This is a genomic window from Paenibacillus psychroresistens (genome assembly GCF_009728935.1).
GTDB classification, from domain to species: domain Bacteria; phylum Bacillota; class Bacilli; order Paenibacillales; family NBRC-103111; genus Paenibacillus_AC; species Paenibacillus_AC psychroresistens.
Window position 1 is genome coordinate 1,880,485 of record NZ_CP034235.1, and the last position, 16,046, is coordinate 1,896,530.

Annotated in this window: 12 protein-coding genes; 9 read left to right on the plus strand and 3 right to left on the minus strand. The window is 41.7% G+C overall.

Annotation, left to right across the window (positions count from 1 at the left end; genetic code table 11):
- Positions 1-68 precede the first annotated feature (68 nt).
- Both EHS13_RS08490 and mtnK read left to right on the plus strand, forming a co-directional pair.
- Positions 69-4,772 carry a WIAG-tail domain gene (locus EHS13_RS08490; protein ID WP_155699915.1) on the plus strand — a complete coding sequence of 1,568 codons (4,704 nt, stop codon included), beginning with the start codon at positions 69-71 and terminating at the stop codon, positions 4,770-4,772.
- Between the two features lie 157 nt (positions 4,773-4,929).
- A complete protein-coding gene (gene mtnK, locus EHS13_RS08495; RefSeq protein WP_155699916.1) occupies positions 4,930-6,141 on the plus strand; it encodes an S-methyl-5-thioribose kinase in 1,212 nt (403 codons plus the stop codon).
- Positions 6,142-6,220: 79 nt separating this feature from the next.
- On the opposite strand, the gene EHS13_RS08500 is transcribed toward mtnK, so the two are convergent.
- On the minus strand, positions 6,221-6,979 hold the full coding sequence (locus EHS13_RS08500; RefSeq protein ID WP_227014004.1) for an alpha/beta fold hydrolase: 759 nt from the start codon (positions 6,977-6,979) through the stop codon (positions 6,221-6,223).
- 85 nt (positions 6,980-7,064) lie between these two features.
- Positions 7,065-7,598, minus strand: coding sequence for a tetratricopeptide repeat protein (locus EHS13_RS08505; protein ID WP_155699918.1), 534 nt, complete (start codon positions 7,596-7,598; stop codon positions 7,065-7,067).
- A 400-nt stretch (positions 7,599-7,998) separates the two neighbouring features.
- Here EHS13_RS08505 and EHS13_RS08510 point away from each other — a divergent pair, with 400 nt between their 5' ends.
- From EHS13_RS08510 to EHS13_RS08540, 7 genes are all read left to right on the plus strand, one after another.
- A complete protein-coding gene (locus tag EHS13_RS08510) occupies positions 7,999-8,625 on the plus strand; it encodes a DUF1796 family putative cysteine peptidase (protein WP_155699919.1) in 627 nt (208 codons plus the stop codon).
- Positions 8,626-8,731: 106 nt separating this feature from the next.
- Positions 8,732-9,718, plus strand: a complete 987-nt coding sequence (locus EHS13_RS08515; RefSeq protein WP_155699920.1) for an SDR family NAD(P)-dependent oxidoreductase — start codon at positions 8,732-8,734, stop codon at positions 9,716-9,718.
- 51 nt (positions 9,719-9,769) lie between these two features.
- Positions 9,770-11,029 (plus strand): glycosyltransferase family 4 protein, encoded by a 1,260-nt coding sequence (locus EHS13_RS08520; RefSeq protein ID WP_155699921.1) that lies wholly within the window; start codon positions 9,770-9,772, stop codon positions 11,027-11,029.
- Entirely contained in the window at positions 11,004-11,627 is a 624-nt protein-coding gene (locus tag EHS13_RS08525; protein WP_155699922.1) for a hypothetical protein, read from the plus strand. Before EHS13_RS08520 ends, EHS13_RS08525 begins: the two co-directional genes overlap by 26 nt.
- A 143-nt stretch (positions 11,628-11,770) precedes the next feature.
- Positions 11,771-12,310: a hypothetical protein gene (locus EHS13_RS08530; protein WP_155699923.1), complete on the plus strand. Its 540-nt coding sequence runs from the start codon at positions 11,771-11,773 to the stop codon at positions 12,308-12,310.
- Positions 12,311-12,378: 68 nt separating this feature from the next.
- Positions 12,379-13,878, plus strand: coding sequence for a glycosyltransferase family 4 protein (locus tag EHS13_RS08535; RefSeq protein WP_162463007.1), 1,500 nt, complete (start codon positions 12,379-12,381; stop codon positions 13,876-13,878).
- Between the two features lie 50 nt (positions 13,879-13,928).
- The gene (locus EHS13_RS08540) at positions 13,929-14,846 is read left to right on the plus strand and encodes an NAD-dependent epimerase/dehydratase family protein (RefSeq protein WP_155699925.1); all 918 of its coding nucleotides are present in this window, start codon (positions 13,929-13,931) and stop codon (positions 14,844-14,846) included.
- A gap of 31 nt (positions 14,847-14,877) precedes the next feature.
- On the opposite strand, the gene EHS13_RS08545 is transcribed toward EHS13_RS08540, so the two are convergent.
- Complete coding sequence (locus EHS13_RS08545; RefSeq protein WP_155699926.1) at positions 14,878-16,032, minus strand: YheC/YheD family endospore coat-associated protein; 1,155 nt, start codon at positions 16,030-16,032, stop codon at positions 14,878-14,880.
- Positions 16,033-16,046 lie beyond the last annotated feature (14 nt).

A 16,046-nucleotide genomic window follows, 5' to 3' on the forward strand; every position in this document is an offset into this window, starting at 1 on the left:
GGGTGAATGAATATGTTACAGATGACTATTCTTTTTAAAACGTGCACTACTGAGAAAGGAGCCGATTTATGAAAAAAAGAAGCTTAACACAACCCAGTACACAACCCAGTACCAAGAGTAAATCAGATCAAGGAAGGTTTGTGAATGCGAATACGCTAGAGCTGCGATGGATGGATGAAAAAACCACAGTGCCCTTGAAGAAACCTAAAAAACCACCTGTTCGCCCAACTAATCCTGTTAGAGAAACTGTATTCATTCACAATGTTGGTGTAAAAGAGAATTTGAAAACATACGAGCTGATGGATCCGAGCTATGTAGAAGAATCAACTAATATGCTGGAATTAAGTAAAAAGGTTAACCCAATCATTGAAATTGTAGAAATCCCCCCTGCCTTGCTTGCTCCAGAAGTGGTATTCGGTAAAAAAGATTCAATCCTCGAAAGAAAGAATGAACTGAAGAATATGGCGATCATTTATACGGATGATATTGTTAATGAAGGGGTTACCCGGGAAAAAATAGCGAATTATGCAATCGACAGCACGAAGATCAAACCAGAAAGCATTAACTCGGATGGATTGGCGGATTATGCTGTTTCGACAAACAAGCTTGCGAATGAAGCTGTAACTTCCATTAAAATCGCTAAACTTTCTATAGAAGATCAGCATCTCGCCAATGGTTCAATTACAGGTGACAAACTGCGGGATCGTTCGATTCATGGCGAGAAAATCGCAGATAACAGTATTAATTCTGAAAAATTAATGGATAAGACGATTGATTCCATTAAAATCGCAGACGGTTCGATTCTATCCAAGCATTTGCACCCTTATTTGATAACTACGGATTTGATCCAAGATCAATCCATCATCTCAGAAAAAATAAAAAGCGGTACCATTCAAACGAGCAATTTAGCCAATCAATCGATTAATTCAACTAAGCTTTCGGATGGCGCTGTTACTACAGAGAAGCTTAGAGATGGAGCAGTCACGGATTCAAAAATTCAGCAAGGCAGTATCCAATCGAATCATCTGCAAAATGATAGCGTCCATTCTCAACATATTCTTCAACAATCGATCAGTGCGATTCACCTTAGTGATGGAGCGGTTCGTCATGACCACATCGCAGATAACTCCATTAACGGGGAACATATCGAAGCGAAATCGATTGACTCAAGGCATTTAGTCCAAGAATCTGTGACAGAGGAAAAGCTCTCTACAAACAGTGTATCGACACATAAGCTGATGGATGGCTCTGTTACCGCTCATAAGATTGGATTAATGGCAATATCTTCGGATAAAATTGTGGATGAAGCTATTCAGAACAAGCATTTGCAATCCGGTGTTATTATGTCTAAGCAGCTTACAGATCAATTGATTCTCTCTAGGCATCTATCTCCTTCAGTTGTATTATCTGATCATATTCAGATAAATTCAATCACCTCTGCGCAGCTTCAGAATGAAGCGGTAACAACAGATAAGCTTGCTTTACACAGCATTACTGCCGATAAGATATCAGAAGAAATCATCGATAGCTGGCACATTCGTCCTGAAGCTGTTCGAAGCTATCATATGGCGTCTGAAATCATTAAATCATACCATTTGGACCCAGGGAGTGTGACGGAGGAGAAAATAGCAGATGGATCAATTGGCTTCCAAAAAATCCGCGAAGGCACGATTAGAGAGCAGCACTTAGCTGATAAGGCTATTACTTCAGCGAAGCTTAAAGCAAAAGTCATCCAAGGAAGCCATATTGCTGCGCATGCTGTTCAATCTGAGCATATAGCTGTCAAAAGTATTGGTACGGAGCATTTGCAAGATCGTATTATATCTGCCGATTTGCTGCAGGATCATGCAGTTACAACAGCCAAGTTAGCTTCTGGCAGTGTAACAGCCGATAAGCTGGACGTAGAATCCATCTCAAGCAAGCATATTAAGAATGAGACTATTCAAGGCCGCCATATTAAGCCCGCCGTATTAAACGGTCGTCATATTGAGCTTGGGACTTTGACTGTAGAGCATTTTGTGAATCAAGGCTTGGATGGTCATAATATTGTGAATTTGCTTGTGCAGTCTGAGCAATTGGAGAATGCTGCTGTAACGGAGGAGAAGCTTGCAAAGCATGCTATTACATCGAATAAGCTTGCCCCAGAATCTGTTACCAGTGTTAAACTGGCAGCTGAAAGTATTCAAAATAAGCATATTCAAGCTTTAGCTGTGGAGAGCACTCATATTCAATCAGCTGCTATATTAGCACAACATTTAGCCAATGATTCCGTTCAATCGAAGCATATCGCTAATGAATCCGTCCTTGCCGTTCATATTGGGAAAAACGTAGTTGTCGAAAGAAGCATTGCGGACAAAGCAGTTACAACGGCTAAGCTTAAAGATCATGCGGTTGAGACAAAAAAACTCGGAGCGAATGCCGTTACAGCAGAGAAGCTAGCACCTGCTGCTGTGGAAGGCAAGCATATTCAACTGGATTCTATACAAAGCCTTCATATTCAGAATGCTGCCATTCAATCCTCTCATTTGGCGAAGGAATCGATTCAGCCGGAGCATTATGCTAAACAAAGTGTAGACGGTACTGTTCTAAAAGCTCAGACAATTGAAACAAACCATATCAAAGATGGAGCCATAATCACTGAAAAACTTGCACTTCAAAGTGTACAGGGTGAACAAATAGCGAGCAACTCTATAAACGCTGAGCACATTCTTGAGAATACCATTCAAGCAAGACATCTTCAAGATGGTGCTATTTCGTCGGAGAAGCTGCAATTTGAATCCGTTACAGGAGCTAATCTGGCAGCTCATGCCGTTACTGCGGAGAAGCTAGCACCTGCTGCTGTGGAAGGCAAACATATTCAAACGGACGCTATTCAAAGCAACCATATTCAGAACGCTGCGATTCAATCCGCTCATTTGGAGCAGGAATCGATTCAGCCGGAGCATTATGCTAAACAAAGTGTAGACGGTACTGTTCTAAAGGCTCAGACAATTGAAACAGACCATATCAAAGATGGAGCCATAATCACTGAAAAACTTGCACTTCAAAGTGTACAGGGTGAACAAATCGCGAGTAACTCTATAAACGCTGAGCACATTCTTGAAAATATCATTCAAGCAAGACATCTTCAAGATGGTGCTATATCATCGGAGAAGCTGCAAATTGAATCCGTTACAGGAGCTAATCTGGCAGCTCATGCCGTTACTGGGGAGAAGCTAGCACCTGCTGCTGTGGAAGGCAAGCATATTCAACTGGATACTATTCAAAGCAGCCATATTCAGAAAGCTGCCATTCAATCCTCTCATTTAGAGCAGGAATCCATTCAGCCGGAGCATTATGCTAAACAAAGCGTAGATGGTACTGTTCTAAAAGCTCAGACAATTGAAACAGACCATATCCAAGATGGGGCTGTATCCTCCCAAAAACTGCAATTTGAATCCATTACAGGAGATAATCTGGCAGCTAGTGCTGTTACTGGGGAGAAGCTAGCACTTGCTGCTGTGGAAGGCAAGCATATCCAACTGGATACTATTCAAAGCAGCCATATTCAGAATGCTGCTATACAATCCTCTCATTTAGAGCAGGCATCGATTCAGCCGGAGCATTATGCTAAACAAAGTGTAGACGGTACTGTTCTAAAGGCGCAGACAATTGAAACAGACCATATCCAAGATGGGGCTGTTTCCTCCCAAAAACTGCAATTTGAATCCGTCAAAAGTGATAATCTGGCAGCTCATGCTGTTACAGCAGAAAAGCTAGCTTTAGCTGCCGTACAAGGGAAGCATATCCAATCTGCAACCATTAATAGCAGACATATTCATCAAGCAGCCATTCAATCGGCACATCTTGTGGTCGAGTCTATTGAGCTAGAGCATTATGCGAAAAAAAGCATTGATGGCACTATTCTCAAAGCAGCCATTATTGGTAATGATCATATTATCGATAAAGCTTTAACTGGAGAAAAGCTTGCTTTTCAAACTATTCAGGGTGAACATATTGCGAATGATGCAATAAGCTCAGCGCACTACGCTAATCAAAGCATTGATGGATCTAAACTTCAGTCTCAGATCATTGATGCAGATCACTTAGTTAATGGGGCTGTAACTGCAGATAAGCTCGCTTTGCAAAGTGTTCAAAGTGAACATTTAGCCAATCATTCCGTCCTCACGCAGCATGTAGGTGAGAAAGTTATTCAGAATATAAATCTCGAAGATCAGGTTATTACTTCTGAGAAGCTTCAAGATGAATCTGTAACGACAAGCAAGCTGGCCTTTAATGCCATAACAAGTGACAGACTGGCCGAAGCAAGTGTGTTAAGCAAGCATATTCAAGCATCTGTTATTCAAAGCGAGCATATCGCTAATGGTTCTTTAGGAAGCGATAAGTTTGCGAATGAAGCTATTAATGGAGAAATCATCGCTAAACAAGCGATAAGTTCCGCGCATATCGATGTAGGAGCAATTCGGTTTGACCATCTATCAGAGGAATTTGCTCCACTTGATTTTACTGAAAAAGCTAAAACTTTAGACCAATATGGGGTACTACCTTTTCATTTTGCTGCTAAAGATAAGAATGTTGAGCTTGTTATCGAATTCAGTAAACCTTATGCAAATGAGAATTACGCTATTGTTGCAATGACTAGCCATCCGTCCTGTCATGCCGTTTTAAAGGAACAGACGTGTGGGGCAGCATTGATTGAACTGGTTCGTTTAAAACAAAGCACGGATATGGATTGCATACTTACCTGGATTGCTATGGGTAAACGTGTCTGAGATTAACTTGCTTAAGACGTTCAGCTTTGATATGTGATGCTTCTGCCGCCTATGAATAATAGGCGGTTTTTATTCTGATCGATGGAGTCATTATCATAAGTGTTAGGTAATCAAGAATCACGCCACGGTAGGAATGGGTAATCGGAGGGATGCGTAAATGACAGATTATCATGAACTAACGCAAGCAGAAGCGGTCGAGTATGCGCGCGGCATCGAGAATATATTCCCGGATGGTGCGCAGCTAGAGTCTCGGGAGATCAGCGACGGTAATCTTAACCATGTGTTTCATATAACGGAACCGGCATCAGGGCGGGGCTTAATTCTGAAGCAAGTGCTGCCTTACGCCAAGGTGGTCGGTGAATCTGTCCCCATGTCGCTGGACAGAGCACGCATTGAAAACGAGGCTTTGCGCATTCAAGGGGAGCTTTGTCCTGATCTATCGCCAAAGGTATACGCGTACGAGCCGGATTTGGCTCTGATGGTCATGGAGGATTTGAGTGATCACATCATAATGCGTCAAGGACTGATGGAGCGGGGCCATTATCCGTTATTCGCAGTGAATATCGGATCATTCTTGGCGCGGACGTTGTTCTTCACCTCAGACCTGGCCATGGACCTACTAGAGAAGAAGCAATGGGTGAAAGCTTTCATCAATCCGGAGCTTTGCAATATTACCGAGGATCTTATCTTAGACGCTCCTTATAAGAAATCCCGGATGAATGTCTTCGAGCCTCATATCCGCGATGCCGTTGAGCACATTTGGGCGGATACGGGGCTGCATCTCGAGGTTGCACTGCTGCGGGAGGCATTTCTGACGAAAGCACAGGCCTTGCTGCATGGAGATTTGCATTCAGATAATATCTTCATCAAGCTGGATTCAATGAAGGTTATTGATCCTGAATTTGCTTATTATGGTCCAATGGGCTTTGATATCGGCACGATTATCGCCAATCTGCTGCTGAATTATTCAGGCCAAGAGGGCTGGAGCACGGATGCGCAGGAGCGCACCGATTACCGTCTTTACCTGCTGGATACCGTACGCGACCTATGGACACAATTCGAGCTTCAGTTCCGCAAGCTTTGGAACGAGCATGCCGCCGACCGGATGGCGAAGACCCGAGGTTATCAGGATTTGTATGTAGCAAGACTGCTGCAGGACACAATCGGCTTTGCCGGGACGATAATAGTGTGCCGCATCCATGGTTTTATCCACGTCGCGGACATCGACCAGATTGAGAATGCTGCTACCCGCGAACGTGCACAGCGGATCGCGCTGGAGATCGGTGCGGCGCTGATCAAACGGAACCGCTCCGCCTGCTCAATTGAGGAAGTGCTAGATATTGCTTTAAAAGCTGTTGGGAGTCCGTGATTAGGGCCAGCAGTCAGTGAAAAAGACGACTACTCATTCAAAATGAATAAGAGTCGTCTTTTTATTGCGGACAGGCCGGTCAACCGATGAAATGTTGGATTTCCTTTAACACCTTGTGATGCTCCTGTGAAAATATACCGTGGCCCGCATGGGGAAATAGAATCAGCTTGGAGCCCGGAATACGTCGGTTCAGAATCTTGGCATGCTTCGGACTGAAGACCCAATCTTCCTCCCCGTGAATAATAAGCGTTGGTGCCGAAATTTGCCCGATCCGATGGTACGAGTCGAAGCTTTTGCTGGCATGTTTATGAATCTCCATGCTTCTGGGATTCGAAGGCGCGATCTGCATCCGTTCCACGAGTGAAGCGATCATAGCCGGATTATCTTGAATATAGGCTTGGGAGTAAAGCATATTTAGTGTGTCTTGCGGCGAAAAAGCAGCGTTTTTTCGCATTAGCCACTTTACCATCCGCAAAGAGGGTATTACCCGTTTGACCCCGCAGGTCGTAGAGCATAGCACTAACTTCGCTACACGATTGGGGAATTCAATTGCAAGCTCCTGTGCAATCATTCCACCCATCGATTGGCCTAAAATATGTGCCTTGTCGATATCGAGCACGTTCATCAGCGCGATGACATCTTTGGCCATATCCGAGATATTGTACGCTTCCGTTGGAGCGTCACTCCGGCCAGTACCTCGATGATCGAGCATGATAAGGTGGTTGCTTTCGCTTAACGCGGTCTTGATTGCCGGATGCCACCAGTCCATGTTGCTGTCTTTTCCTGTGAGCCCGATCAAGGGAAAGCCCTCCCCAATTGATTCATAACAAATGTTCACGCCGTTGATGAATACTTTTTCCAAAAATCCTCACCTCCAGTGATGTGTGGTTCCTTTCACGCTATCGCCATTCATATACAGCGATTTAATCTTTTGATTTTTTCTTCCGTTCCAATTGATCGAGACGCTGCAAGACTTCAGCTGCATTGTCGGGTTTTCCTGCATTTTGATAAGCTGCACTTAGGTTTCGAAGTACTTCACGTACTTGTTTCTGAGTAAGGTAGCTGGAATTCTCTTTATAGCGGTCAAGCAGGAAAGTGAAGTCCTCAATCGCCATCTCCGAGCAATGGAAAAAGGACTCCGGCAGCCTCAGACAAATGTTCCCGCGTAACAACCGAATTGCTTTATGGTTTGAGTCTAAAGTAACGGCTCGATTCAATGCGTCTAATCCCTCTTCCGCTTTATCCGCTCTTTCCAGAATTTTAACGGCATCTCGGCCTAATAGAACGAGAGTACTGCCGTAATAAGCTTCAATTAGCGCATTATCAGGCTCGGACTCACGCAGCTTTAAGAGCATCTCGTTTGCTTTTACCACCGCTTTTTTGTCACCGGCTACTCCATTATTATGGAGTATTTTTGCTACCTCAAATTGTTTCATATGAACCCTTTGATCTGACATTCCTATCGACCTCCCAATGAAAAACCGGCGGATTACGAGAATCTGGTACACTCCTTGCATTTCCAATTTACTTGTTACGATATGTGAGATTTCCATATAGAGGTTGGGTGAAATCTCCGTTTATTAAAAATGTACGTTTATTCAAGCCTTAACATTCTTTATTTAATAGAAATATTTAGTAGCCATCTAAAAGCTTGTATTGTCTGAAAGAATGAACCTTCATCTAAGTACTTAGAAAGCGACCAGAGGATGACCTTTTATCGTCAGAATAAGGTTTTATTCACCTTGATTTAAGTATGGAAAAATTTCCTAGCTGGGGGTAATCTATTCGTCCAATCACTTTATGTTTCTATTACATTTAATAGCTTATCGAATAAATTAAAGGAGAGGAGATGAGAATATGAGAGTAGCAGATTTGAAAGGCAACTATGACGCTATCATTAGCTTAGGAGATCTATGTTTGCCGTCCTTACAGCTAGAGAAGAACGACTTAAGAACCTATGCAGGTGTGCTAGATTGGATGGGATCTCCTAATTTATCAGACGTCAATCGCTTATTGAAGAATCGGTTTATCGGTTTTATGGAGCTGCCTTATATGAGAATTGGCGGATATGCTGATGAAGGTCGTCTATGGGTAAAGGATGAAGTCTATAATATTGTTTCTAATCATGATTTTTATGCAGATCAAAATACCTTGACACATTTAGCAACCTATCCTGAGGTAAGAGAGAAATTTGATAGACGGATTAAACGTTTCTTTCAACAAGCCGCTACCTGCAGAAAAATTCTTTTTATCCGAACAGAAGGCGATTTGGAAGAAGCCAGGGAGCTGCAGGGCATTTTGTCAAAATTAATTAAACATGATTTTCGTATTCTTCTAGTTCGACATTCCAATGTCGGAGGCATTATTGAGCTCGATTGGCCATTAAAAAAGGTCTGCGCTATTGAGCTCCCAAATGAGGAAAAATGGAACGGTAATGATAATTATTGGCAGGCCATATTGGAGGGAATTGAATTAAACGGTTAACGAGCAATGTGTAACCTTTCCATTCTGTTGGAATGGAATCCTTAATTGTTGCCCGTTACCCGAACTATAGATGCGTCTCATTAAATCTATTCTGGAGGGATAATAAATGTTTGAAAATGCGATTGTTTTAGTTACCGGTGGAACAGGAACATGGGGATATGAACTGGTAACACAATTATTATCTCAAAATGCTAAAAAAATCATCGTTTATTCGCGAAGCGAATCAAACCAGGTGGCGATGAAGAGAGCATTTGAGAACCCCAAATTAAGTTTTTGTATTGGTGATGTTCGAGATAGGGAAGCATTAAACAAAGCTTGTGAGGGCGTAGATTATGTGTTTCATTTAGCGGCATTAAAGCATGTTCCCGTATGTGAGGATCAACCGTTCGAAGCTTTAAAAACAAACTTAATAGGTACACAAAATGTGATTGAAGCGGCCATAGAGAATAAAGTGAAAAAAGTAATAAATGTATCGACCGATAAAGCAGTGGATCCGATCAACTTCTATGGAATGACTAAAGCAATCGGTGAAAAGCTAATGGTCTATGCCAATCTACTAAATACAGAAACCAAATTTATTTGTGTAAGAGGGGGAAATCTACTAGGTTCGAATGGAAGTGTCTTGCAGTTATTCATTGATCAAATCAAAGAGAAGAAGCAAATTGGCATTACCGATAAGCGCATGAGTCGATTCTTCTTAACGCCACAGAAAGCGACTGAGTTTCTATTAAAAGCAGCCAATGATGGCATTGGCGGAGAGATCTTTGTAATTACGATGCCTGCTTGTACGATTCTAGATTTGGCAGAGGTTCTAATGGAAGCTTATGGGGACAATAGTCTCGGCGTTGTTGAACTTGGCATTAGATCAGGTGAGAAGCTGCATGAGAATCTGATTTCGGAATATGAGATTCAGAATACGTATATTTATGATAAACAATATTTAATTGTATTACCTACGATGAACATTCCCAATTTACAAGCCTACTACTCTGATCTTTCCTCTAGGGCAACGAAGACATATTGCTCTACTGATTATTTAATGACCAAAGATGAGATCAAGAGAATGTTAACAAAAGGCGGTTTCATAGCTTGAATTGCCAGTTTTTAAAAAAAGCACATTAAGATAATGGAGGTAAACGGAGCTATGAAAATATTGCTAGCTACTTATTGGCCTGTTCCACATGTAGGTGGAGTTTGGCCTTATATGGTGCAGCTTAAGAAAAAGCTGGAATCTATGGGACATGAAGTGGATTTGTTGGGAAATGGTGACGACTACGGGAATACTTTTGTTTACTTGGTAAATCAAGATCGCAGGTTGTATAAAGAGAAGCTGCTTCCGCTACTTAAAGCCAAATTGAATCAAGCCAATTACCCAACGCTGTATGCTAATGCTTTAGTACAGTATGCGGAATTTCAACGTTATGTTTTTGAACTGGCTGCCGCTTATTTTAATTTGGAGAAATATGATGTTATTCATACACAGGATGTTATTTCGACTGCATGTATAGATCGAGTTAGACCGCAAAAAACAGCTTTAGTAGCCACTTTGCATGGTTGTGTAGCTCATGAAATTAAGCACCAATTAACTACTATTCATAAATCTCCTACGAGCTTTATTGCACAGGCTTATTATAATGAGCTTGAGCATATTGGAGCTACAGCTGCCGAAATCACAAATGTTGCGAATGAGTGGTTAATGGATACTTTAACCAAGGATTTCGATGTGCCTAAAGAGCAAATTAGAATGTTTCAATATGGGTTTGATATAGATGATTTTAAGAAACGAATGAAACAGAAATCCAATATTCAACGTCCGGTTGGCAAGAAGGTTATTATTTTTACGGGGCGGCTGGTTGAGCTAAAGGGAGTTCATTTTCTACTAGATGCACTTAGTGAATTAAAAGGAATTCGCAAAGATTGGGTTTGCTGGATTGTTGGCCAGGGAGATAAGAAAGCAGAGCTAGAGGTCCAGAGCAGAGTTTTAGGCTTAGATAAGGATGTCCTATTCTTTGAAGGTCGAGATGATGTCCCTTATTTATTAAGTCTTTCCGATATTTTTGTACTTCCAAGCATCATTGAGAATCAATCTGTAGCCTTAATTGAAGCTCAGATAGCTGGAGTTGCTGCTATTGTCAGCCAGACCGGAGGTTTGCCTGAGATGGTGGAGCATGAAGTAACAGGTTTATTAACACCTGTTGGAGATACTAAGAAATTATGCCATAATATCAATCTTTTATTAAAGAGTGAGAGACACAGAGACTCTTTGGCTCTTAACGCCCAGAAATTCGCCAAGGCTCATTGGTCACTAGAAACGATGACTGAGCGGCTGATGGTTGTTTATGAAGAAGCTATTGCCATGCGGGGGGAGAGCGAGGAGAATGAAGCGAATTCGGAATCTAGCTAGAAGCTCTCGAAACTCCTGGTTTTTAACCGTTTGGATCATCCAGCTGTGGCATAGAATAGTTAAATATTTTCGAGATTGGAAGAACAGAAGAAAACGCCTTAATGATAGCAGCTTGGAATCATCTGATGTGGATAGCGATCTATATAACTTCTTGTTTACAGCCCCAGGATCAAACCCTGAGCTTCTAGTAGATGACATAATTTGGAAAAAAATCGCAGCTTTCTTGCCACATGGCTATGACCTTCCTAATTCAGCCACAATGGCTATTCTTGGTCCAATGAGTGCTGATTACTATAACACCTTGTTTTCGACTACAATAATGAACCCAGATGTAATGGTGGATGGTCAGGTTTGGACTCAGATTACAGCTGCATTACCTCAAGGCTATACTCTTCTTGATCCCACTACGAAGGATGTTTTTAATTCTATGAGCGGCGATTTATATAATTACTTATTCGCTATTCGACAATCTAATCCGGAGAGCATTATTGACGGCGAGATTTGGAAGCTGATTAGAGCTCTTTTACCGATTGATTATATTCTTCCTGACCCGCGAATTCTTGAACTGCTAAGTCAATACCAATCCAAGATGAAATGATTCGTTCCCTCACATTCAATCCTTTCACGAACGGATGATAATGTGGGGGATATTTTCTCGAGCTTAGCATGGATGGATACCTTTCTTAATAAAATGCATATCGTAATAGGAAATACTCAATAAATAGGAAGGAGTTGATAAATGTGGATTTCAACTGGGATTTGATGCTAAACGATTTAGCGATCATTGTTTGTATTGTCGGGAGCATCTTAATTATTAATAATAAGTGGTTCCATTTGTTTAAAGCAAATGTTCGGTCTGAGAAGCAGCTGGAGCTGAAAGAGCAAGAAATTGAAGATAGGAACAACCAATTTAACTCATCGCCTGCAGGAGCAATCATCGTTCAAGCTCTGAACTTTGAAGTAAATCAGCTAACAGAGAGCTACAAAAAATCGGAGGTTTGGCGGTTGATTTTGATAGGATTATGCAGCTTTAAGGAGTCTCCTCAGAAATTAAACTTTACACAGAGATATGCATTGATCAGCTATGTCGTTAGTACAGCTCCAAAAGAATGGGGAATAGAGCCGCAAATGATTTCCGATATTTTGCCTGAAATAGAGCGAAGACTGGGTACTTTCAGCAGTCAAGAAATCGTTAAGGCAGCAAATGCATTTACCATTGAATACAATAAAACCAATAATCCGGTGTCAGGCTCTAATCCCCAAGAGAGAAGAACCAGATAATCATGTTTCGCCGATTGCCCGGAGAAAGCTTAGTTTCGCGAATCTATAAGGGAAAGGAGAAAATGACTTTGAAAATACTAATGGCATACTATCGCTATTCACCACATATTAATGGACCTTCCACCTATATAGATTTATTGCGAAGCGAGCTTATCAAGGCAGGCAATCAGGTTGATATCCTGTCCCATGATGATAATGGACTCTATATCCAAATTGGGGAAAAACATAAAGTGAATAAGGCACTAATCAAAAGTATGCTTTTTCATCGTTATCAAACTTTTTATACGCCCTACTCTCCTTGGGTTTTTTGGCGCGAGATCGAGCGGTACAGCTTAGAATGGGCAGCCCATTTGATGAATATTAACGAGTATGATTTAATTCATAGCCATGATTTTATGATGGCAAGAGCATTATCTCGTGTCAAGCCTACTCATATTCCATTAATCGTTTCCTTGCACAATTGTAAATTTCATGAAGCAGCTATTACAAATAAATCAAACCATAATAACCTTCAAATCCAGCAGTATACCCGATATGAAGAATATTTGGGGGCAATGTCAGGTGATGTGACCGTGGTGCCAAGCGTATGGCTGAAGCAGCAATTAATCGCTATTGGAGTAGCTCCAGAGAAAATTAATGTCATCCCTTATGGTATTCAGCCAAATGTATATATCCATAAACACGAAACACCAGCCCTATCAACCAAGAATAATACGTTTAGCAAGAAAATCATTTTGTGCCCAGCACGCTTGGTGCCGATTAAAGGACAACGGTACCTAATTGAAGCATTGCATCAGCTTCAGAAAGAGAGAAAGGATTTTATCTGCTTATTCGCTGGAGAAGGGTCAGATCGTGAGGAGCTGCAGCAATTAACAGAAAGCTTGAATTTACAGCCTTACATTTCTTTTTTAGGGAAACGTACCGATATTCCATTGCTTATGAGAACAAGCGACGTTATCGTGCTTCCTTCCTTACATGATACTTTTCCGTTCGTGCTGCTGGAGGGGCAATATTCGGCAAAGCCAATTCTCGCTACTTCTGTTGGTGGAATATCTGAAATCATTACGGATGGATTCGATGGGCTGCTTGTTCCTCCAGGGAATAGCCTGGAGCTGGTTAGGAAGCTTCGACTGCTGCTGGATGATCCTGCTCTGCGTCAGAGATTAGGATTGCAGGCTCAACAAACGGCATTAGAACAGTGGCAGCTGGATAAACATATGGAGTCCATCTATGCCTTATATGAGCGAATAAAGCTGCCAAGTGATAAGGTTCGCCACTACCCTAGCTTGAAGCATTGGCAGCTGGATATAGAACTGCTAAATCAGATTGATACGGGTATTACAATCGAAGAGGGGATAACCTTGCAGGGACATATTCCACCAGAATTCATAGATAGCCTTGAGGAATATAAAAAACCATACATTCATCTATATGACTTATCCGGTGTGGTATTGCAAACGGCAACGATAGATTCTGAAGGGCGTTACGTATTTCAACTGCTGCCTCGAGGGGATTTTATCTTAAAAAGCCCGCTTCTTCGAAATGGAATTACCCATATTAGTATATAGCTGTTTGGACTGGATTGATTAATGTGAAATATACAGGGAGGCTAGCGACTATGAGAATTCTAGTAACGGGTGGAGCTGGATTTATTGCATCCAATATTGTAGATGCTTTGATTGACGAAGGACATGAGGTATCCGTCTTAGACAATCTTTCCACAGGGAAAAGAGCAAATATTCATCCCAATGCTCCATTTTACTTAACTGATATTACGGAACGAAGTGTGCAAATGGTTTTTGAACAATGCCGGCCAGAGATCGTTATACATCATGCAGCGCAAATTGATGTGCAAACCTCACTGCATAATCCTCTCTTGGATGCGAAGGTCAATATTATCGGCACAATCAATTTACTGGAACAATGTAAAAGCTTTGGTGTGAAAAAAATCATTTATGCATCGTCTGCAGCTGTTTATGGCCATCCTAATTACTTGGGTGTAGATGAGAAGCACGCGCTTCAGCCGATTTCTTTTTACGGGATATCCAAGCACACTCCAGAACATTACATTCAAGCCTATGGCGAGCTGTTTGGCTTGGACTATACCATTCTCCGCTACAGTAATGTATATGGAATCCGTCAGGATCCGCGGGGAGAAGGTGGGGTAATTAGTATTTTCCTTAATCGATTATTGCACGAGGAAACACCTATCATTTATGGGAATGGGGAGAATACCAGAGATTTCATCTATGTCAAAGATATCGTATCTGCTAATATCGCTGCGCTTATCTATGGCAGTCACTCCCTGTATAACATTAGCTGTAACCAACAAATTTCGCTGAATAACCTGCTGAAGCAGATGAATGCTATTATTGGAAGCAACGTTACACCTCAATATGTCCCAGCACGTCAGGGAGATATTCTACACAGTCGGCTTGATAATCAAAAAGCATTGAAGCAGTTACAATGGTTGCCGCAATATTCGATTGAAAAAGGCTTGACCGAAACTTATCACTATTATAAAGCTTGCCTATAAGAATAAACACACTAGGTATTACCCAGCGTGTTTATTCCTTAATAACTATACTTGAGTTTGGGATGATTATATCAGCAGCGGGAACTGCAGATATCTTTAATTCATTTTGTTTCAGCAAATCTCGGTTTTCTTGTTCTTTAAGCTTCTTGATTAGGTGTGCCGCGTAGTAAACGGGGGTAGCAAAGGTTGCTCGCCACTTATCCTTCTCCCCAGCATCACGAAATGTAATGCGCAGATCACGGAAATTGGCTTCAATTAACCAGGGGTGCTGATGTTCATCAATAGCAATATCTAATCCCAAATCGGCAATATGTGGCAGCTCTTGATCAAGTGTTTGTGCGATCAGAATACCCAGCTTTGAGACCTTTCGCTCAATTTCCACACCCTTCCAACCCCAATTACGAAACAGTTCCGATACTTTTATAGAATGGCCGCCACAATGAAGGTTGGTGACGATGGCGCCTTTTTTCGCCACTTTTCCTACCATGCCGGTATAGTGCCAGCGACCTTTACCGTCTTTCTGGATGGATACGCGGAAATCAACGGGATTTCCTTCGTATTCCATTAAAGAAATCCCCTGCTGTACAAGGTAGCTTCGTTTCTTACTTTTAATAAGATTAATAATTTGGTCGATTCCAACTTTATGTCGCTTGGTTTGCCCGAGTATATTGACTTCAGCAACCATATCTTGATTATTTCGGCTAATACGAATGATTCCATTCCCGACTGAAGCTGATCTTGGTTTGAGAAAAAGACAGGGGTTTTGCTCTATAAGCTCGCTCACCGATTGATGTGTAACGGAATCGGTAACCGGAAGATAGGGGAGCAGCTTGTTATTTTTGCTGAGAATGTGATGAATTTTTAGCTTAGAAATAACGTTATGTTCGTTAAAAATTATTTTGCCCCTCGCTTTCAAGCGTTGGATCCATTTCTTATGGAGAGGACTATTTGTCCTCGTCCGGTTAATGATCACAGGAGGAAGCTCCCTTTTGACTAGTTCTGCCTCAGCTCCATTCCAGCTTTTAACAGTACCTTTTTTCCAACTAATATCTGATAAACAGAAGAAGATTATTTCCGACCCTGTTTTACGAGCTGCTTCGACATAAAAGTCAGGCTTCTCATAGCTAAACTTCTTGCGAATTAACTGATTTAGCAGTGATTCGGGATAGAGAACTCCGATCATCATTTTTCCTCCGATCC

Coding starts and splice junctions, on each gene's coding strand:
- EHS13_RS08490 (WP_155699915.1), top strand. CDS start 69: ATGAAAAAAAGAAGCTTAACACAACCCAGTACACAACCCAGTACCAAG.
- mtnK (WP_155699916.1), top strand. CDS start 4,930: ATGACAGATTATCATGAACTAACGCAAGCAGAAGCGGTCGAGTATGCG.
- EHS13_RS08505 (WP_155699918.1), bottom strand. CDS start 7,598: ATGTCAGATCAAAGGGTTCATATGAAACAATTTGAGGTAGCAAAAATA.
- EHS13_RS08510 (WP_155699919.1), top strand. CDS start 7,999: ATGAGAGTAGCAGATTTGAAAGGCAACTATGACGCTATCATTAGCTTA.
- EHS13_RS08515 (WP_155699920.1), top strand. CDS start 8,732: ATGTTTGAAAATGCGATTGTTTTAGTTACCGGTGGAACAGGAACATGG.
- EHS13_RS08520 (WP_155699921.1), top strand. CDS start 9,770: ATGAAAATATTGCTAGCTACTTATTGGCCTGTTCCACATGTAGGTGGA.
- EHS13_RS08525 (WP_155699922.1), top strand. CDS start 11,004: ATGAAGCGAATTCGGAATCTAGCTAGAAGCTCTCGAAACTCCTGGTTT.
- EHS13_RS08540 (WP_155699925.1), top strand. CDS start 13,929: ATGAGAATTCTAGTAACGGGTGGAGCTGGATTTATTGCATCCAATATT.
- EHS13_RS08545 (WP_155699926.1), bottom strand. CDS start 16,032: ATGATGATCGGAGTTCTCTATCCCGAATCACTGCTAAATCAGTTAATT.